The organism is Dietzia cercidiphylli (assembly GCF_039531545.1).
Lineage (GTDB): Bacteria > Actinomycetota > Actinomycetes > Mycobacteriales > Mycobacteriaceae > Dietzia > Dietzia natronolimnaea.
In genome coordinates this window covers 53,686-72,578 of record NZ_BAAAQG010000007.1, presented here as the reverse complement: position 1 = coordinate 72,578, position 18,893 = coordinate 53,686, and the positions used below count along the sequence as shown (strand labels likewise).

Annotated in this window: 19 protein-coding genes, 1 tRNA gene and 1 pseudogene; 4 read left to right on the top strand and 17 right to left on the bottom strand. The window is 72.1% G+C overall.

Annotated elements, in window-relative coordinates; all coding sequences use genetic code 11:
• Positions 1 to 40: 40 nt before the first annotated feature.
• The 4 genes from ABD250_RS06630 to groES form a co-directional block, all read right to left on the bottom strand.
• A complete protein-coding gene (locus ABD250_RS06630) occupies positions 41 to 1,057 on the bottom strand; it encodes a hypothetical protein (protein WP_344391403.1) in 1,017 nt (338 codons plus the stop codon).
• Positions 1,054 to 1,635 (bottom strand): sigma-70 family RNA polymerase sigma factor, encoded by a 582-nt coding sequence (locus ABD250_RS06625; protein ID WP_179524690.1) that lies wholly within the window; start codon positions 1,633 to 1,635, stop codon positions 1,054 to 1,056. The genes ABD250_RS06630 and ABD250_RS06625 overlap by 4 nt, the downstream gene beginning before the upstream one ends.
• A 270-nt stretch (positions 1,636 to 1,905) precedes the next feature.
• A complete protein-coding gene (gene groL / locus ABD250_RS06620) occupies positions 1,906 to 3,528 on the bottom strand; it encodes a chaperonin GroEL (protein WP_179524689.1) in 1,623 nt (540 codons plus the stop codon).
• Positions 3,529 to 3,672: 144 nt separating this feature from the next.
• Positions 3,673 to 3,960 (bottom strand): co-chaperone GroES, encoded by a 288-nt coding sequence (gene groES, locus ABD250_RS06615; protein WP_017837219.1) that lies wholly within the window; start codon positions 3,958 to 3,960, stop codon positions 3,673 to 3,675.
• A 271-nt stretch (positions 3,961 to 4,231) separates the two neighbouring features.
• Here groES and ABD250_RS06610 point away from each other — a divergent pair, with 271 nt between their 5' ends.
• A complete protein-coding gene (locus ABD250_RS06610; RefSeq protein ID WP_182658473.1) occupies positions 4,232 to 4,603 on the top strand; it encodes a DUF4190 domain-containing protein in 372 nt (123 codons plus the stop codon).
• Positions 4,604 to 4,639: 36 nt separating this feature from the next.
• Here the strand turns inward: ABD250_RS06610 and tsaD are convergent, their stop codons facing one another.
• From tsaD to glmS, 8 genes are all read right to left on the bottom strand, one after another.
• On the bottom strand, positions 4,640 to 5,677 hold the full coding sequence (gene tsaD / locus ABD250_RS06605) for a tRNA (adenosine(37)-N6)-threonylcarbamoyltransferase complex transferase subunit TsaD (protein ID WP_182641210.1): 1,038 nt from the start codon (positions 5,675 to 5,677) through the stop codon (positions 4,640 to 4,642).
• Positions 5,674 to 6,126, bottom strand: coding sequence for a ribosomal protein S18-alanine N-acetyltransferase (gene rimI / locus ABD250_RS06600; protein ID WP_182610144.1), 453 nt, complete (start codon positions 6,124 to 6,126; stop codon positions 5,674 to 5,676). The genes tsaD and rimI overlap by 4 nt, the downstream gene beginning before the upstream one ends.
• Before the next feature lie 68 nt (positions 6,127 to 6,194).
• Positions 6,195 to 6,947 (bottom strand): tRNA (adenosine(37)-N6)-threonylcarbamoyltransferase complex dimerization subunit type 1 TsaB, encoded by a 753-nt coding sequence (gene tsaB / locus ABD250_RS06595; RefSeq protein ID WP_259847903.1) that lies wholly within the window; start codon positions 6,945 to 6,947, stop codon positions 6,195 to 6,197.
• A 5-nt stretch (positions 6,948 to 6,952) separates the two neighbouring features.
• Positions 6,953 to 7,465, bottom strand: coding sequence for a tRNA (adenosine(37)-N6)-threonylcarbamoyltransferase complex ATPase subunit type 1 TsaE (tsaE, locus tag ABD250_RS06590; RefSeq protein ID WP_179524685.1), 513 nt, complete (start codon positions 7,463 to 7,465; stop codon positions 6,953 to 6,955).
• Positions 7,462 to 8,841, bottom strand: coding sequence for an alpha/beta fold hydrolase (locus ABD250_RS06585; protein WP_344391391.1), 1,380 nt, complete (start codon positions 8,839 to 8,841; stop codon positions 7,462 to 7,464). The genes tsaE and ABD250_RS06585 overlap by 4 nt, the downstream gene beginning before the upstream one ends.
• Positions 8,838 to 10,025 carry an alanine racemase gene (gene alr, locus ABD250_RS06580; RefSeq protein ID WP_425551877.1) on the bottom strand — a complete coding sequence of 396 codons (1,188 nt, stop codon included), beginning with the start codon at positions 10,023 to 10,025 and terminating at the stop codon, positions 8,838 to 8,840. The genes ABD250_RS06585 and alr overlap by 4 nt, the downstream gene beginning before the upstream one ends.
• Before the next feature lie 29 nt (positions 10,026 to 10,054).
• Positions 10,055 to 11,548: a bifunctional ADP-dependent NAD(P)H-hydrate dehydratase/NAD(P)H-hydrate epimerase gene (locus ABD250_RS06575; protein WP_344391387.1), complete on the bottom strand. Its 1,494-nt coding sequence runs from the start codon at positions 11,546 to 11,548 to the stop codon at positions 10,055 to 10,057.
• 40 nt (positions 11,549 to 11,588) lie between these two features.
• Positions 11,589 to 13,445: a glutamine--fructose-6-phosphate transaminase (isomerizing) gene (gene glmS / locus ABD250_RS06570; RefSeq protein WP_182610790.1), complete on the bottom strand. Its 1,857-nt coding sequence runs from the start codon at positions 13,443 to 13,445 to the stop codon at positions 11,589 to 11,591.
• 73 nt (positions 13,446 to 13,518) lie between these two features.
• Between glmS and ABD250_RS06565 the strand changes: the two genes are divergently transcribed.
• Positions 13,519 to 14,391: a dienelactone hydrolase family protein gene (locus ABD250_RS06565; RefSeq protein ID WP_344391382.1), complete on the top strand. Its 873-nt coding sequence runs from the start codon at positions 13,519 to 13,521 to the stop codon at positions 14,389 to 14,391.
• Between the two features lie 43 nt (positions 14,392 to 14,434).
• Here ABD250_RS06565 and glmM read toward each other — a convergent pair whose 3' ends face one another.
• From glmM to rplM, 3 genes are all read right to left on the bottom strand, one after another.
• The gene (gene glmM, locus ABD250_RS06560) at positions 14,435 to 15,787 is read right to left on the bottom strand and encodes a phosphoglucosamine mutase (protein WP_344391380.1); all 1,353 of its coding nucleotides are present in this window, start codon (positions 15,785 to 15,787) and stop codon (positions 14,435 to 14,437) included.
• A 157-nt stretch (positions 15,788 to 15,944) separates the two neighbouring features.
• Positions 15,945 to 16,487, bottom strand: a complete 543-nt coding sequence (gene rpsI, locus ABD250_RS06555; protein ID WP_179524679.1) for a 30S ribosomal protein S9 — start codon at positions 16,485 to 16,487, stop codon at positions 15,945 to 15,947.
• Positions 16,484 to 16,927 (bottom strand): 50S ribosomal protein L13, encoded by a 444-nt coding sequence (gene rplM / locus ABD250_RS06550; protein ID WP_107748654.1) that lies wholly within the window; start codon positions 16,925 to 16,927, stop codon positions 16,484 to 16,486. Before rplM ends, rpsI begins: the two co-directional genes overlap by 4 nt.
• A 214-nt stretch (positions 16,928 to 17,141) precedes the next feature.
• On the opposite strand from rplM, the gene ABD250_RS06545 reads away from it, so the two are divergent.
• Both ABD250_RS06545 and ABD250_RS06540 read left to right on the top strand, forming a co-directional pair.
• A tRNA-Arg gene (locus ABD250_RS06545) sits at positions 17,142 to 17,217 on the top strand.
• A 228-nt stretch (positions 17,218 to 17,445) separates the two neighbouring features.
• Positions 17,446 to 17,772, top strand: coding sequence for a hypothetical protein (locus tag ABD250_RS06540; protein WP_179524678.1), 327 nt, complete (start codon positions 17,446 to 17,448; stop codon positions 17,770 to 17,772).
• An 81-nt stretch (positions 17,773 to 17,853) separates the two neighbouring features.
• Here ABD250_RS06540 and ABD250_RS06535 read toward each other — a convergent pair whose 3' ends face one another.
• Both ABD250_RS06535 and ABD250_RS06530 read right to left on the bottom strand, forming a co-directional pair.
• Positions 17,854 to 18,327, bottom strand: coding sequence for a hypothetical protein (locus ABD250_RS06535; protein ID WP_241730590.1), 474 nt, complete (start codon positions 18,325 to 18,327; stop codon positions 17,854 to 17,856).
• Between the two features lie 240 nt (positions 18,328 to 18,567).
• Positions 18,568 to 18,893 (bottom strand): annotated as a pseudogene (locus ABD250_RS06530) (cation acetate symporter); the annotation flags it as partial.

The window sequence follows — 18,893 nt, the reverse complement described above, 5'->3', positions numbered from 1 at the left end:
TCCGCAATTACCTCCCCGTTCCGCCCCACCGGGGAGGGGGTCAGTTGGTGGGCTGGGTGGTCGCCGGAGCGCTGGTGGCCGCAGGCCCCGACGTCGGGACCTGGGTCACGGTGGTCCGTGTCGGTGACGGCGCCGGGCCCGTCCCGTCGACCTCGCCCGGTTGCGGCCGACCCGTGGTGGGCGCCAGGAAGTCCTGGATCCGCTGGGTGTCGATCGGGATCTGCAGCGTCGTCGAGATCCGCAGCCCGTCCAGCGGCAGCGGGATGACCGGCATACCGGGGGGCGGCGGCGGGATCAGGTTGGACGGAAGCGGCACGGGCACCCCGGGAACGAGCGTCGCGGGGCCCTGACCCGGACCGGGGGCCGGGGCGGGGGCGGGCGCGGGAGCAGGTGCGGGGGACGGGACCGAACTGGGCGTGACCCTGCTCAGATCGCGCCTGATCGCGTCGCGGCGCTTCATCAACTCGACGCGCTCGCTGGCGTCCGAGACCTCGTCCAGCCGGCCGGACACCTCGTCGAGGAGACGCTCGGCCCTCTCACGGTCGCCCTCGCGGGCCGCCAGATCCGCGGCGGCGAGGTGCTCGCTCAGGTCGCTGACCAGTTCCACCTCCCCGGCACGGTCGGCGAAGATCGTCTTGGAGACGCCCCACAGCGGGTCCCCGGGCATGACGCTGTGCGCGGCGACGGACAGACCGCCGACGATCACGGCCGCCACGGCCGCGGCCCCGGTCACCGCCTGCCACAACGCGGGGCGCTGCCCGTGGTGGTGTTCATGCGACCTGGCCCAGCCACGGCGGGGCCACAGGCGGGAGACGTTCGGCGCGAGCGCGGCCTCGATCTCCTCCTGCCCCGGCAGATCGGGCAGGGGCGCGGAGTCGACCTCCTCGCGCCAGTCGGCGAGCAGCGCGGCCAGGGCGTCGGAGCCGGCGGGGCGGTCGCCCACCCCGAGGACGCGCAGGAGCTCGTCGTCACGCTCCACCGCCTCCGGATCCGGACCGTGCGCGTCGAGGGAGGCGGCGTCGTCCCGGGTGCCGGGGTCGACATCGTCGTCGTTCATCGCCATCGCTCCTCTCCGTCCTGCTCGATCCTGGTCCGGAGCTGCTTCATGGCCCGGTGTTGGGCCACCCGCACGGCTCCGGCCGTGCTGTCCACTATCTCCGCGGTCTCCTCCGCGGAGAGTCCCACGACCACCCGCAGTCGGATGATCTCCCTCTGCTTCTCGGGCAGGGTTCCCAGTAGACGACTCATCGCCCTGGCCACCTCGCCGTCGAGGATGTGATCCTCCGGTCCCGTCTCCGTGGAGAGCACCTCCGGGAGGTACTCGACGGGATCCGACTTGTTCCGTGCGGCGCCCCGGTGCGCGTCCGCGACCTTGTGTGCGGCGATCCCGTACACGAAGGCCATGAAGGGACGACCCTGATCCCGGTACCCGGGCAACGCCGAGAGCACCGCGATCAGCACCTCCTGTGCGACATCGTCAGCAGAAAGGTTGACCCTCTCCGCACCCCCGACGCGGGAGCGGCAATACCGCACCACCCCGGGACGGACGAGTTCGAGTACCCGCGTGGCCGCCGAACGGTCTCCTTTGACCGCGGCGGCGACGGCGAGTTCCAACTCGTCTGCTGTACCTGTCATCGATTTAGGGGGGCCTCTCGTTACACGGGTGTGCTACGGGGCACGGCCTTTCTGTCGGGGTGCGGCGCCGGACCGTCGCGGTCTCACGTCCGGACCGTCGCGGCCGGCGGGGCGTGGGCACAGGATACTTCTGCGACCCCTGTGCCGGAGGTCATCCGGTGAGGGCCCAGCGTAGCCGCTCGGAGCGGGGTGAGACGACATCACCGGTCGCCGGACGACGAGCGGGCCCCGGTCCCGCGGGTGCGGGACCGGGGCCCGGTCGGGACGGGATCAGTGCGAGTGACCGGCGTGTGAGTGCCCGCCGGGCGCCTCCTGCTCGGGCTTCTCGACGATCGCCGTCTCGGTGGTCAGCACCATCCGCGCGACGGAACAGGCGTTGACGACGGCCGAGTGGGTGACCTTCACCGGGTCGATGATGCCCGCCGAGACGAGGTCACCGTACTCGCCGGTGGCGGCGTTGAAGCCGTCCCTCGGACCGAGGTCGGCGACCTTGCTCACCACGACGGAGCCGTCCTCGCCCGCGTTGGCGGCGATCCAGAACAGTGGCGCCGCCAGCGCCTTGCGGACGACGTTCACCCCCACCGCCTCGTCGGCGTCGGTGGTGTCCTCGGCGAGCCGGGCGAGCGACGCCGCGGCCTGGACGAGCACGGAACCGCCACCGGCGATCACGCCCTCCTCGACGGCGGCCTTGGCCGAGTTGACCGCGTCCTCGACGCGGAGCTTGCGCTCGGTGAGCTCCGTCTCGGTGGCGGCGCCGACGCGGATGACCGCGACGCCCCCGGAGAGCTTGGCGATGCGCTCCTCGAGCTTCTCGCGGTCCCAGTCGGAGTCGGTGTTCTCCGCCTCGCGGCGCAGCTGCGCCACCCGGGCGTCGACGTCGGCCTGGTCACCGTCACCGTCGACGATGATCGTCTCGTCCTTGGAGACGGTCACGCGGCGGGCGTGTCCGAGCACCTCGAGGCCACAGTCGGAGAGCTTCATGCCCAGGTCCGGGCTGACGACCTGACCCTTGAGGACGATAGCGAGATCGTCCTGGAAGGCCTTGCGGCGGTCGCCGAAGAACGGGGCCTTGATCGCGACGACCTTGATGGTCTTGCGGATCGAGTTGACGACCAGCGTCGACAACGCCTCGCCGTCGACGTCCTCGGCCACGACGAGCAGCGGCTTGCCGGTCTCGGCGACCTTCTCGAGCAGCGGGAGCAGGTCGGGGAGGGAGCTGATCTTCTCGCGGTGCAGCAGGACCAGGACATCCTCGTAGATGGCCTTCTGCTCGTCGGGGTCGGTGACGAAGTAGGGGCTGAGGTAGCCCTTGTCGAAGGCGATGCCCTCGGTCACGGCGACCTCGGTGTGCAGGCCCTGGGATTCCTCGACGGACACGACGCCGTTGACACCCACGGCGTCCATGGCCTCGGCGACCATCCGGCCCACCTCGGGGTCACGGGAGGAGACCGTGGCGACCTGCGCCACCCCCTCGGACCCCGACACCGGGGTGGCGGCGGACTTGAGGAACTCGACGACGGCGGCCGAGGCCTTCTCGATGCCCTTGCCCATGGCCATCGGGTTGGATCCGGCGGCCACGTTGCGCAGCCCCTCACGGATGAGCGCCTGCGCGAGCACCGTCGCGGTGGTCGTGCCGTCACCGGCCACGTCGTTGGTCTTGGTGGCGACGCTCTTGACCAGCTGGGCACCGAGATTCGCGAACGGCTCGGAGAGTTCGATCTCGCGGGCGATGGAGACACCGTCGTTCGTGACGGTGGGGCCACCGAAGGCCTTGGCCAACACGACGTGCCGACCCTTCGGGCCGAGCGTGACCTTGACGGTGTCGGCGAGTTGGTCGACACCGGCGAGCATGCCCTTACGGGCCTCCTCGTCGAACGCTATCAACTTGGACATTGATGGGACTCCTGGAAGGAAGAGGGTGTTCGGGACGGACGGGTCGTACTGCGTAACGGACCGGTGCGACACCGGTGAGACACCACCGCCCCGGCGGGCCGGACACTGGCCGGCGCCACCGGGGCGGGGTTGTACCGACTCACGTCAGTCGATGACCGCGAGAACGTCGCGCGAGGAGAGGATCAGGTACTCCTTGCCCTCGTACTTGATCTCGGTTCCGCCGTACTTGGAGTAGATGACCTTGTCCCCCTCCTTGATGTCCATGGGGATGCGGTCGCCGTCCTCGTCGAAGCGGCCCTTGCCGACCGCGACGACGGTGCCCTCCTGGGGCTTCTCCTTGGCGGTGTCCGGGATGACGAGGCCGGACGCCGTGGTGGTCTCGGCAGCGGTGGCCTCGACGAGAATCTTGTCCTCAAGCGGCTTGATCGCCACGATGGATCCTCCGTGTGTAGATGGCTGGTGTGTTCAGGGGGGCGGGGCACCGGGGTGGCGTCGTCGCGGGTGACGCGACCGGGTCCATGCCTATTGGCACTCTATATGCGCGAGTGCCAGCACTCAAGTGTCCCGGGTGCCCGATCCGGCCCCGTTCGCGGACGGCGAACACCACCCGGCCCCCACACACCCGCTCGAGCACGCCGCCGGGCGCGCGGGCCCCGCGTACGATCAGCGGGAAGTCCCGCCGCCCCCGGGAGGAGTCGTCGCCATGTCCCGTACCCCCTCCGGTGACGCGGACGCGTCCGGCCGGCGGGATCCGGAGGACCCCGGCGACGAGTCGCACGCCGGTCCCCCCGACGTCAACGGGACGGCGCTCGCCGCGGTCGTGTTGGCGGTGGGCAACGTCGTGTTCGGGTCCTTCCTCGGACTGTTCCTGCCCGCGGTCCCCGCGATCTTCGCGCTCGCGTCGGTCCTGCTCGGCCATCTCGCCCTGGCCAGGATCAACCGGACCGGACAGGCCGGGCGCGGTCTCGCCCTCACCGCCCTCGCGGTGGGGTACCTGTGGTTGGTCCTGATCACCCTGCTGATCTGCGGGATGCTGCTGTTCACCGGGTACGGCTTCGCACTGCTCGGGTTCTGAGGCACCCGCCTCACCACCCTCCTCACACCACCCGCCTCACACCAGCTGGGTCACCCCGACCGTGAGCCCCGGATCCGCCGCCACGGTGAGGGCACTGGGTTCGGCACCCGCCGCGAGGAGCGCGGACGCCACCGCCACGACCATCGCCCCGTTGTCCGTGCACAGCCGCGGCCGGGGGACGCGGAGGCGGATCCCGGCCTCGGCGCACCGCTGCGCCGCCAGCTCCCGCAGCCGGGAGTTCGCGGCGACGCCGCCGCCGACGAGCAGGGTCGACACCCCGAGATCTGTGCAGGCCCGCACGGCCTTCATGGTGAGCACGTCCGCCACGGCCTCCTGGAACGACGCGGCCACGTCGGCGACCTCGAGGTGCACCCCGTCGCGCTCGGCGGCCTCGATCCGGCGCGCGACGGAGGTCTTGAGCCCGGAGAAGGAGAAGTCGTGTCGGGCGTCCCGGGGCCCGGTCATCCCGCGGGGAAAGGGTATGGCCGCCGGGTCACCGGACGCCGCGAGTCGATCGATCACCGGACCGCCCGGGTAACCCAGTCCCAGGAGCCTCGCGACCTTGTCGTAGGCCTCCCCCGCCGCGTCGTCGACCGTCGAGCCGAGCTCCACCACCGGATCAGTGAGAGAGCGCACGTGCAGGAGCTGGGTGTGTCCGCCGGAGACCAGCAGCGCCACGCATTCGTCGAGCGGTCCGCCGTCGAACCCGGCCACGGCGACATGTCCCACCAGGTGGTTGACCGCGTAGAACGGTGTGCCCCACGCGGCGGCGTAGGCCTTGGCCGCCGAGGAGCCCACCAGCAGTGCACCGGACAACCCGGGCCCGATGGTCGCGGCCACGGCGTCGGGCCGGTCCACACCCGCCTCGGCGAGCGCCGCACGCACGGTCGGGACGAGCGCCTCGAGATGCGCGCGGGAGGCGATCTCGGGCACCACGCCGCCGAAGCGCGCGTGCTCGGACATCGACGAGGCCACCACGTCGGCGAGCAGCTCCGCGCGCCCGTCATCGTGCACCCGGGCGATCGCCACGCCCGTCTCGTCGCACGAACTCTCGATCCCCAGAACGGTCCTCATGAACTGTCTCCTCCTCCCGCGTCGGGTCCGTGGTGCGCCGGACGCACCATCAGGTGCGCGTCGGCCATGCTCGGACGGTAGTACCGGGGCCGTAGCCCCACCACCTCGAAACCGTGGGCCTCGTAGAGCGCGCGGGCCGGGACGTTGTCGGTCCGCACGTCCAGGACCACCGGGGCCGCCTCCGCGTCCGCCACCGCGAGCAGGCGACGCAGCATCGTGCGCCCGATCCCCCGACCCCGGAAGGCCGGATCGACGCCGATGGTGTGGACCTCGAACTCACGGTCCCCCGCCCGCCCGAGTGCCGCCAGCACGGCGTACCCGACCAGCGTGCCCTCCGACCGGGCGGCCAGACAGGTGGTGTGCCCGGAGCCGATCTCGGACAGGAACGATGCGGCAGACCACGGTCCGTCACCGCGGAAGAGCACTCGTTCGAGTTCCGCGCACCGCATCGCGTCGCCCGCGACCAGCGGATCGTAGACGACCCCGTCCACGGCGCCGCCGCCCGGCACCGGACCGCTCACCGCGGTGGCCCTCCGGCCTCGACGCCCCGCAACGCCGGGGACGGCTCCACCCGGCGTGGCGGCACCGCATCCGGTCGGCGCAGGTAGAGGGGCTCCAGCGGGGCCGGGACCGCTCCGCCGAGGAGATCCGCGGCGGCGGCCGCGACGAGCCCGGCCGGGTCCGGTGCGATCACCCGGTCCGGCGCGGTGGCCCCCACCTGGCCGCCGGTCCCGGCGTGCGGCTCACCCCAGACGAGCTCCCCGAGTCGGGTCGCGTCGCCCACCACGTGATCGACCCCGTCGGTGGCGATGTCGGCCGCGGGGCCGACCGTGGGCCCGGACACCCGGACGCCGTCCGGGGCGTACCGGGCGTGGTAGGCCTCGCGTCGGCGGGCGTCGGTGACGACGACGAGCTCGCCCGTCATCCCGGCGGCGCGCGCCCGCTGCGCGAGCCCGTCGAGCGAACACACGCCGTGCACGGGTCGGCCGAGGGCGTCGGCGAACGCGGCCGCGGTCGCCATCCCCACCCGCAGACCCGTGAACGGCCCCGGCCCCACGCCCACCACCACCGCGTCGAGGTCGCCGGGGGTCAAATCGGCCTCGGCCAGGCAGTCCAGGATGTGGGGGGTCAGCAGCTCCGCGTGGGCGCGCGCGTCCTCGGTGACCCGCGTGGCCAGGGGTGTGACGACCGGGCCGTGGTCCCCGTGGACGAGGCGGCAGACCCCGGCGGTGACGGCGGGGGTCGAGGTGTCGACGGCGAGGACCAGCACGGGGGTCAGGGTACCGCCGGGTGGGGCGGCCGCCCGGCCCGGTGCCAGGTGGCCGAGCGCACCTCGGTGTCCGCACCACGCTCGAGGGTGACGACGAGGGGTGCGGCGACGAGGGAGTCCACGAACCCGGCGCCCCACTCCACCACCACCACGTCATGGTCGAGCGCGGAGTCCAGGTCGAGGGACTCCAGCTGGTCGGCCAGGTCGACGGTCGTGGGCTGCGACCCGTCGGGGTTCTGGCCCCCCACCAGCCGGTAGGCGTCCACGTGGACCATCCCGGGGCCGTCCGGGGTCCCGGGGGCGTGCCGCCGGGCGATCACGAAGGTCGGGGAGGTCACCCGGCCGCGGACACCGAGGCCGGCGGCGATCCCCGTGGTGAGGGCGGTCTTCCCGGCGCCGAGTGGCCCGTCGAGCACCACGACGTCACCGGCCCGGAGCAGCCCCGCCAGTTCGACGCCGAGCGCACGGGTGTCGTCCACCGTCGGCAGTGTCCGCTCCCCCGGGACCCCGATCGTCACGACGCCGCGCTACGGCGCGCCGACGGGCCGCTGCGGGACGACGGGCCACTGCGGGACGACGGGCCGGTGCCCCTCGACGATCCTGAGCCACTCGACGATCCGGTGCCCCTCGACGATCCTGAGCCACTCGACGATCCGGTGCCCTTCGACGATTCGGTGCCGCTCGACTTCTCCCGCGTGCGTGCGCGCCACTCGACGATGGCGTCCGCGATGAGGTCGCCGAGGACCTCCGACACGTGCGCGGGCTCCTCCAACATCACCATGTGCCCCGCTCCGGGGACCACCACGAACTCGGCGTCCGGCAGCGCCTCGGCGATGTCCACCGAGCGGTCGAGGGGGGTGAGCAGGTCGCGGTCCCCGCACAACACCGTGGTGCGCACGTCGCGGAGCACGGGCACGGCCGCGGACTCGTCGTGCTGGGTGAGGGTCTCGAAGAAGTTCGCGATCGTCAGGACGTCCGTCGAGGCGATGAGCTTGTCCACGAACCTGGCGACGGTCGGGCTCATCTTGGCCGGGTCGCCGAACGAGCCGCCGTAGATGAACGGCGAGATGATCGCCCCGAGGGCCCTGCGGCTGCTGGTGAACACCGCGGGCGTGCGGCCGGCGAGGCCCACGAATCTGCTGACGGCCCTGCTGTCGAGCACGGCACCCAGGCCCGACTCCGACAGTTCCGCCATCGCCGTGGCGACCAGCCCCACGCCGAGCACGCGCTCGCGGACCGCGTCCTCGTGGCGGACGGCGTAGCCGAGGACCGTCATGCCCCCCATGGAGTGGCCGATCGCCACGATCGGGCCGGTCGGCGCCGTGGCGGAGATCACCGAGTTGAGGTCGGACGCCAGCTGGGCGATGGTCGAGTTGTCGCGCGAGCTCTTGCCGCTGAGTCCGTGACCGCGCTGATCGTAGAAGACCAGGCGGACCTCGGAGCCGAATCGGTCCTGGAGGTGCCGGCGCTGGAAGTGCCAGGAGTCCATCGACAGCGTGTACCCGTGGGCGAACACCACGGTCATCGGCGCGTCGGTCGGGCCGGCCTCCCGCACCGCGAGCGGGACACCGTCCGAGGCGGCGACCATCGAACCCCGGTCGACCCCGAGCTCCCACATGTCCTCGCCGGCCCACGGGTCACTTGCCCGGCGTCCCGGGAGGAGCGTGCCCACGGATCCGATCGTCGCGGCGCCGAGGGCGCTCAGACCCGCGGCGAGACCGCCCGGGGCCCGGATCTGCTCCTCGACGGACTCGGCGTCCCCGGTCTCCCCGCCCACCAGTTCGGGTGACCGGACCTCGACGGGATCCCCCGCAGCGGACCGGGAAGGGCGCCGGGGCCACCGGAGCCGGGGCATCGACCTCCGGCGCCCGGGCGAGTCGTCTTCTCCACTCATAGCGAACCCTCCCTCTGCCCGCCGCTGGCGTGGCGGGCCCCGAGAACGTGCTGGCGCACCGCTCGGCCTCGGACGGCTGTGACGACCTCGTAGTGGATGGTCCCGAGGGTGCGGGCCCACTCGGCGGCGGTGGGGCCCCCGTCGGAGCCGGTACCGAACAGGACGGCGGTGTCCCCCGCGCGGACCGAGTCGCCCGGGTCCGGTCCCAGGTCGACGACGAACTGGTCCATGCAGACGCGGCCGACGTTCGGGTACCGGCGTCCGTGGATCGACACGTCGAGCCTGCCCGAGAGCAGTCGCCACACCCCGTCGGCGTACCCCGCCGCCACGAGGGCCACCGTGGTGTCCCGCGGGGCGTGCCACGTGTGCCCGTAGCTCACCCCCTGACCGGCGGCGATGCGCTTGACCATCAGGACCTCGGCGGAGAACGTCATGGCCGGGACCAGCTCCGCCTCGAGACCGTCGACCGGGTTGAGCCCGTAGAGGGCGATCCCGGGGCGGACCATCTCGAAGCCGTCGTCCGGGCGGGTCAGGGTGGCCGCGGAGTTGGCGTGGTGGTTGACCGGGCACCGCACCCCGCGGGCGCGGGCCTGCGCCACGCACGCGTGCAGACGGTCGACCTGCTGGTCGATCACCGGGTTGCCCGGATCGTCGGCGTGCGCGAAGTGCGCCATCAGCCCGGTCACCTCGATGAGGCCCTCGTCGGAGGCGGCGACCAGCCGGTCGAGCAGGGAGGGCCACTCGTCGAGGGTGATGCCGGAGCGGGCGAGCCCGGTGTCGATCTTGGGGGTCACCCTGGCGCGGCGGCCGGTACGCCGGGCGGCGTCGAGAACGGTGTCGAGGTGGCCCGGGCTCGGGACCGCCAGGTCCACATCCGCCTCGAGCGCCACGCCGACGTCGTCACCCACCCCGAACAACCAGGCCAGGATCTCGGCGTCGATGCCCGCGTCACGCAGCTGCACTGCCTCGGCGATCGTCGTGACGCCCAGCGCGTCCGCCCCACCGCGCAGCGCCGCGAGCGAGACCGGCACGGCGCCGTGGCCGTAGGCGTCCGCCTTCACCACCGCCATGACCCGCGCACCGCGCGCGGCTCGCGCCAGGACGCGGGCGTTGTGCTCGATCGCGCCCAGGTCTATCTCGGCGCGGCACGGCGACGGGGGGACAATTGGACCCATTTCGTCCATTCTGCCAAACCCCTGCCTCCGGAGGCCATTCACGCACCGCGCAGCGCGGAGATCGCCGACGGCAACGCGCGCAGCAGGTCCCCGGCCCCGATCGGTGCGCCGGCCCCGCCGGTGCGTCCCGCGGCCACCCGCGCGGCCTCACCGTGGGCCACCGCCGCGGCCACCGCCGGCCAGGCGACCTCCCCGCCGCAGCCCAAGCCGTTCGCGAGCAACGCGCCGGCCACCCCGGACAACACGTCCCCGGAGCCCGCCGTCGCGGCCCAGGAGGACCCCGGGTCGATCGACCAGGTGGTCTCCCCGTCGTCGACCAGCGTCACCCGCCCCTTGAGCAGCACCGTCGCCGGGATCCCCCGGTCGCGCAGATCAGCGACGTACCGGCGCAGTGCACCGGACCGGTCCGTCCTGTCCCGGCCTCCGGTCAGCCTGTCGAACTCGCCGGCGTGGGGGGTGAGGAGTACCGGCGCGCTCGCGCTCCGCAGCACCACGGGGTGCCCCGCGACGCAGGTGAGCGCATCGGCGTCGAGGACGGTCGGCCTCCCCCGGGCCAGGATCGCGTCGATGTCGGCGACCGCCTCCGTCCCGGTCCCCGCCCCCGGCCCCACGACCCAGGCCTGCGCGGTCCCGGCCTCGGCGACGGACGGGTGGCACACCACCTCGGGACGGCCCGCGAGCACGTCCGTGGAGCCCGAGCCGACGTACCGGACCATCCCGGAGGTCGCCGCCACCGCCGCCGAGGCACACAGCACGGCCGCACCGGGGAAGCGCGCGGAACCCGCGCGGACGGCGACCACGCCCTGGGTGTACTTGTCGTCATCCGGCCCCGGCACCGGCCACGCCCGACCCACCTCGGCCGGGTCCGGGCGGAGCACAGTCAACGGTTCGGAGCCCATGTCCGCCAGCCCGATGTCGACCACCTCGACCCGGCCACACGTGGGAGAGGCGAGCAGGTGGGCGCGCCGGAGGGCCCCGAACGTGACGGTGACATCGGCCCGGACGTGCGCCTCGTGCACCGTTCCGGTGTCGGCGTCCACCCCGCTCGGGAGGTCCACCGCGACGAACGGGACCCCGGCCCCGGCGAGCGCGGCGACCGTCGCCGCCGCGGGCTCGCGTAGCGGGCCCGACCCCGCCAGCCCCACGACCCCGTCGATCACGACGTCCGGAGTGGACGAGTCCGTGCCGGTCCCGGCTGCGGCCACCCGGCCCCCGGCTCCGCGCAGGGCCTGAAGTGCCCGCCCGTGCACCCGCTCGGGGTCGAGCAGTACCGCCTCCACGCGACACCCCCGCCCACGCAGGACCGCGCCGGAATAGAGGGCGTCCCCGCCGTTGTCCCCGCTGCCCACGAGCAGCATGACCGACCGGCCGTAGACCCCTCCGGTCCGCCTCCGCAGGAGCGCGGCGGTGTGGTGGGCGACGCCCGAGGCGGCGCGGCGCATCACGGCGTCCGGGTCCCCCGCCGCCGCGGCCGCCTCGATGAGCGGGCGCTCGGCGGCCCGGATCGCCTCGACCGGGTGCGCGCGCAACATGACGTCCACGATCCCAGACGGAATCAGACCCGGGGGCGGATCACTCCACCGTGACGGACTTGGCCAGATTGCGGGGCTTGTCCACGTCGTACCCACGGGCCGCGGCGACCTCGGCGGCGAACGCCTGGTAGGGGATGGTCGCGAGCAACGGCTGGAGCAGGGTGGTCGAGGCCGGGATCGGGATGAAGTAGTCCGACAGCGGTCGCACCACCTCGTCCCCCTCCTCGGCGATCACGATGGTCCGGGCACCGCGGGCCCTGATCTCCTGGATGTTGCTCACGAGCTTGGAGTGCAGGACTCCCCGACCCTCGACCGGAGGCATGACGATGAAGACGGGCAGGCCGTCCTCGATCAGCGCGATCGGTCCGTGCTTGAGCTCACCCGCCGGGAACCCCTCGGCGTGCATGTACGCCAGCTCCTTGAGCTTGAGCGCGCCTTCGAGCGCCGTCGGATAGCCGACGTGGCGGCCGAGGAACAGCACCGACTTCGAGTCGGCCAGCTCCCGCGCGATCTCGCGGACCGGGTCGAGGGAGTCGACCACCTTCTGGATGGCCTCGGGCATCTTCTCGAGCTGACGGAACTCGGCCGCCACCTCGTCGGGGTACTTGGTGCCCCGGGCCTGCGCCAGCGCCAGTCCCACGAGGTAGTTGGCGGTGATCTGGGCCAGGTACGCCTTGGTGGAGGCCACGCCGATCTCGGGGCCGGCATGGGTGTACAGCACGGCGTCGGCCTCACGGGGGATCTGCGACCCGTTGGTGTTGCACACCGCCAGGACGCGGGCCTTCTGGGACTTGGCGTGACGCACGGCCTCGAGGGTGTCGGCGGTCTCACCCGACTGGGAGATGGCCACCACCAGGGTGGACCGGTCCAGCACCGGGTCCCGGTAGCGGAACTCCGAGGCGATCTCGACCTCGCAGGGCAGGCGGGTCCAGTGCTCGATGGCGTACTTGGCCACCATGCCGGAGTGGTACGCGCTGCCGCAGGCCACGATGAACACCTTGTCGATGTCCCTGAGGTCCTGGTCGCTGATCCGCTGCTCGTCGAGCACGATGCGGCCGTCCTGGAAGTGGCCGAGCAGGGTGTCGGCGACCGCCGCCGGCTGCTCGGCGATCTCCTTGAGCATGAAGTAGTCGTAGCCGCCCTTCTCCGCGGCGGCCAGGTCCCAGTCGATATGGAACGGGCGGCCCTCGGTGGGTTCGCCGGCGAGGTCGGTGATCTCGTAGCCATCGGCTCGCAGCACCACCACGTTGTCCTGGCCGAGTTCCACCGCCTCACGGGTGTGCTCGATGAACGCCGCGACGTCCGAACCGAGGAACATCTCGCCCTTCCCCACGCCCAGCACCAGCGGGGTCGACCGACGCGCCGCGACGAGGGTGCCCGGGTGGGCGGCGTGGCTGAAGACCAGGGTGAAGGCACCCTCGAGGCGGTTCAGCACGGCCCGGCACGAGGCGACGAAGTCCCCCGCGTGCGGTCCGGACGCCATCTCGCACATGAGCAGGTGCGCGGCCACCTCGGAGTCGGTGTCCGACACCAGTTCGACCCCCGCGGCCTCCAGCTCGGCGCGCAGCGGGGCGAAGTTCTCGATGATGCCGTTGTGCACGATCGCCACGTCGCCCGAGACGTGCGGGTGGGCGTTGCGGTCACTGGGGCGCCCGTGGGTGGCCCAGCGGGTGTGTCCGATCCCGGTGGTCCCCGGGAAGCTGTCGTGCCCGGCGGAGTCCAGCGCGGCCTCGAGGTTGGCGAGCTTGCCCTCCTTCTTCTCCACGCGCGAGGCGCCCGAACCGTCGAGGACGGCCACGCCCGAGGAGTCGTATCCGCGGTACTCCATCCGCCTCAGGGCCTCGACCACGACAGGGAGGGCAGCCTGATGCCCGACATAACCGACGATTCCGCACATGGCCGCTAAGTGTAGCCACGCCGTCCCGACGCCCCGGCACCGTCGACCCCCCGGAGGCGATACTGTGGCCCTCGTGGCCATCAAGACCAAAGCTCTGCTCGACAAGGTGAACCGGCGGGGCCCCTACGGGGTCGACACGGGCGATCTCGGTTTCACCGGGACGCCGGGCGTGGTGTTCGTCCCGCGTGACGCGCCGTCACCCGCCCCGGTGGTGGGCTTCGCCCACGACTGGACCAAGGGCCCCCGTGACTACACGGACACGCTCAAGCACCTCGCCTCGTGGGGCTTCGTCGTGGTCGCGCCCGCGACCGATCGGTCCCCCCGGCCGAACCACCAACACTTCGCCGACCACCTGTCGGCCGCGATCGAGGACGTCCTGCAGGCCAGGCTCGGCCGCGGGACCGTCCGCGCGGATCCCCGCCGGATCGGGCTGGCCGGTCACGGGCTCGGTGGCGGGGTCTGTGCCCTGCTGGCCTCCCAGCGCACCGATATCGGCGCGGTGGCGATGGCGTTCCCCACCGAGACCGTCCCGGCGGCCGCCGACCGGGCCATCACCATCGACGCGCCGGCCCTGCTGCTGTCGGCGTCCGGCGGGGTCCACGCCGAGGACGCGCGGGCGCTCCACCTGGCCTGGCGCGGCCCGATCGTGCACCGCCGTCTCGAGAAGGCCATCGAGACCGGCCTGGTCGAGGGCGCGCCGCTGGTCAAGTACGTCGGACTCGCGGACCCGGACCGCCGGACGCAACGCGCGGTTCGCCCGCTGCTGGCGGGGTATCTCCTGAGCACGCTCGCGGACGACGCCACCTACTCGGCGTTCGCCGATCCGGAGACGAAGCTCAAGGGCACCGTCTCGGTGACCGACGCGATGCTGGAGGAGGAGGACGACGACCTCGTGGCGGGGGCGCCGCCGCTGCTCAAGCTGGCCAAGAGCTTCACCGGGAGCTGAGCCGGGCGTCACCCGGAGTGGGGCCCGGCCACCGCACCGGGGCTCAGACCGCGGTGACGAGCCCCGCCAGTCGCTCGGCCACCTGGCGGGCGCAGTGCGCGTCCTCCGCCTCGACCATGACGCGGACCAGCTGCTCGGTTCCCGAGGGACGCAGCAGCACCCTGCCGCCCGAACCCAGTCGCGCCTCCTCCTCGGCCACGGCATCGCCCACCACCGAGGACGACACGACCGCGGCCTTGTCGTCCACCGGCACGTTGATCAGCACCTGCGGCAGGACCGTCATCACGCCGGCGAGCTCGGACAGTGGGCTGCCGGTCTCCGCCATCCGGGCCATGATGCGCAGTCCTGTGAGGACCCCGTCCCCGGTGGTCGCGTGGGCGGGGAGGACGAGGTGACCGGACTGCTCTCCGCCGAGGCTGTACCCGCCCTCGCGGAGCCGTTCGAGGACGTAGCGGTCCCCCACCTTGGTCTCGGTGACGTGGATCCCGGCGGCCTGCATGGCCACCTTGAGGCCGAGGTTGCTCATGATGGTCGCCACGAGGGTGTCACCCACCAGCTCTCCGGAGTCCCGCATCGCCAGGGCGAGGATCGCCATGATCTGGTCACCGTCGACGACCTCGCCGGAGGCGTCCACGGCCAGGCAGCGATCGGCGTCGCCGTCGTGCGCCAGACCGAGGTCCGCACCGTGTTCGCGCACCGCGGCGCGGACGTCATCCAGATGTGTGGAGCCGCACCCGTCGTTGATGTTGTACCCGTCGGGGTCGGCGTGGAGTTCGATCACGGTCGCCCCCGCGTCGCGGTAGGCACGCGGCGCCGCGACGCTGGCCGCCCCGTTGGCGCAGTCGACCACCACGACGAGCCCGTCCAGCCGCCCGGGCGTGGCGTCGAGCAGGTGCCGGACGTACCCGTCCAGTGCGTCCTCCGACGACGCGCGTGAGATCCGGCCGACCGCCGCCCCGGTGGGGCCGGTGATCGCGCCCTCCGTCAGGGCACCCTCGATCCGGTCCTCCATGTGGTCGCCGAGCTTGTGCCCGCCCGCGGCGAAGAACTTGATCCCGTTGTCGGGCATCGCGTTGTGCGAGGCCGAGATGACCGCACCGAGCGCCGCGCCGTGCTGGGCCGTCAGATGGGCGACGGCCGGGGTCGGGAGCTCGCCGACACACAGGACGTCCACCCCCTGGCTGGCCAGACCCGCGGCGAGGGCCGCCTCGAGCATCTCCCCCGACGCACGGGGGTCGCGGCCGATCACGGCCAGTGGGCGGGCCTGACCGCCCGGTGCCCCGGACTCGGCCGCGAGGACGGAGGCGGCGGCCGCTCCGAGGCGGACGGCCAGGTCCACGGTGAGCGTCCGATTGGCGAGTCCGCGAACCCCGTCGGTGCCGAACAGTCGGGTCATGGTGCGTGATCCTCCGGGGTAGTGGGACCGCCACCGCACTGGGGGTGGGTGTTCCGGACCGGGTAAGGATAGCCCCGGCCGTGAGGTCCCTTGGAAAACGAGCCAGAGCAGGCCCCCGCGATCGCGGGCGCCTGCTCTGCGGTGTCGAGCGCGGAGATCAGCGCTTCGAGTACTGCGGGGCCTTACGGGCCTTCTTGAGGCCGGCCTTCTTGCGCTCGACGGCGCGGGCGTCCCGGGTGAGGAAGCCTGCCTTCTTGAGCGCCGGGCGGTCGTCCGGCGCGTACTGGATCAGCGCGCGGGCGATGGCCAGACGCAGCGCGCCGGCCTGTCCGGAGGGGCCACCACCGTGGAGCAGCGCCACGATGTCGAACTGCTCCTCGCGCTCGACCAGGACGAGCGGCGACTTGACGAGCTGCTGGTGCACCTTGTTCGGGAAGTACTCCTCGAGGGTGCGACCGTTGAGGGTGAACTGGCCGGAGCCGGGCATGAGGCGGACGCGGGCGACGGCCTCCTTGCGACGGCCGACCGCCTGTGTCGGACCGGAGGAGACGACCGGGGCCAGCTGGGTCTCGGCGTCGGCCACGTAGTCGGTACCGCCGGCGTAGTCGGCCTCGCTGTAGTCCTCGGCGACCTCGGCGGCGAGTTCCGCCACCGTGTCATCGGCGAGCTCGGCCTCGGGGGTGATGTTCTCGTCGGTCACTGGGCCACCTGCTTGATCTCGTAGGGCACGGGCTGCTGGGCGGCGTGCGGATGCTCGGGGCCCGCGTACACCTTCAGCTTGGAGGCGACGGCACGACCGAGCTTGTTGCTCGGGAGCATGCCCTTGACGGCCTTCTCGACGACGCGGTCGGGGCGCGTGTCCATGGCCTTGCCGAGGGACTGCGACTTGAGCCCGCCCGGGAAACCGGAGTGACGGTGGTGCATGACGCGCTCGCGCTTGTTGGACGAGATCGCGACCTTGTCGGCGTTGATGATGATGACGAAGTCGCCGGTGTCGGCGTTCGGGGCGAACTGCGGCTTGTGCTTGCCACGGAGGATGTTGGCGACCTGCACGGCGAGTCGACCGAGAACCACATCAGTGGCGTCGATGACGTACCAGGCGCGCGTCACGTCCCCGGGCTTGGGGGTGTACGTGGACACAGGCAATACCTCTGTCTGTCTAGTGGGGCTGCCGGCCTGTCGGACGCCCACCCCCTCGCGCGGCGGCCGGTGGTGACCCGCGGAGGCGGTCCGTCGATCCCGGGACACGGGGACGACACGGACGCCAGCGGCCAAGCCTACCGCCCGGCTGTCGACACTCCAACTCGCCGATCACGGGACCGGCGCGGATCAGTTAGACTCTCCCCCGGTTCCCGCCCTCGTAGCTCAGTGGATAGAGCACGGCTCTCCTAAAGCCGGTGTCGGAGGTTCGATTCCTCTCGAGGGCACCACGGCGCGCGTCCGACCATCCGACGCCCGCCCCACCACCGCGGATGCCGCACGACGCCTCTCGGCCAGACCTGACGGGACCACTGACGCCGTTGACAGCAATACATGCACGTATGACAATCTGTGCATGCCATGGACGAGTGCCGACCCGCGAGCGATCCGGCGACTCCCGTGACATCCGCCAGCCATGCCCGGCGGCGACACGCCGGCGACGACCAGGAGCGACACCGATGACCGTGACCGACCACCCCAACGCCGAGCCCCACTCGCACACCCACGGACCCGGCTGCGGTCACGAGGCCGTGGTCCACGAGGATCACGTCGACTACCTGCACGACGGTCACCTGCACCGCGAGCACGACGGCCACTACGACGAGTGCACCACCTGCTCGTGCGACAACTGCACCGACAGTTGCGCGGTGTGCACCTGTACCGACTGCACCTGCGAGACCTGTAACCACAACGTGTGCTCGTGCGACAACTGCGGGGAGCGCCACGAGTGCGCGAACTGCGTGTGCGACGACTGCTCCTGCCCGACCTGCAGGCACGCGGCCTGAGTCACGGGTAGGCCGCCCGACCGGCCGGACGCACCCGAGCCCGCTGATGGATCATCAGCGGGCTCGGGTGCGTCACGGGGATCAGCGTCGCAGGGTCGCGGCGAACGCCCCTGTCAACGCGAGGATCGGCAGGCCGATGAACAGATGGACTATCGCCGCGGCCAACCCGTCGAGGAACGGCACCGTCACCAGCAGCGGGAGCGCCACCGCCGCGATGATCAGCAATCCCACGGTCCACGAGAAGAACTGCTGCGGGTTCGCCGTACCCACCAGCAGCAGGTACCAGAGGAGCCCGGCCAGGATCGCGGCCACCGCCCCGTAGACCGCGTACATGGTGGGGGTGTTGCCGCCGTTCGCCCACTGGTGGCCGAAGCGGCCGAACGCCGCCTCCACCACCCAGGCGATCAGCCACCCGGCGATCGCCGCCACGAGTGCCGTGGCCGCGACGCTGCCGAGGAACTTGCCCACGTCGATCGCGGGACCGCGGGGTTCACGGCGCTCCTGATAAGCGGCCTCGTTCGAGTAGGGCTCGTCGTACCCTGGGTCTCCGCCCATCTGCGAATACGCGCGCGAGTCGGGTTGCCCCATGCGCCGCGTCTGGTCGTCCTGTCCGGGATACATCTGTTCTGACCGCCTCCGAATCGGTGTGGTGGTCACCGAGGGTAGTCCCTTTGTCCACCGACTTCCCGTCGGTCGGGGTTCGACCCCCGGGGCGCACCGGGACGACGACGCGACCCGCCCGACCGCGTCTCGCGGTCGGGCGGGTCGGGATCGGTTCCGCCCGGGTGGGCCGGGTCAGTGGTTGATGGTCTTCTCCACACCGACGCCGGTGAGGGAGCGGACCTCCATCTCCACCCGCTTCTGCGGGAACTCGTCCTTCTTCCCGAGGAACGTGCCGATGATGCCGAGCAGGAACGCCAGCGGAATCGACACGATGCCCGGGTTGGACAGGGGGAACAGCGAGAAGTCGACACTGGTGATCATCGACTTCGGGCCACCCGAGACCGCGGGCGAGAGCGCGATCAGCACGAGTGTGCTGATCAGGCCGCCGTACATGGAGAACAGCGCACCGGTGGTGTTGAAGCGCTTCCAGAACAGCGAGTAGAGGATGGTCGGCAGGT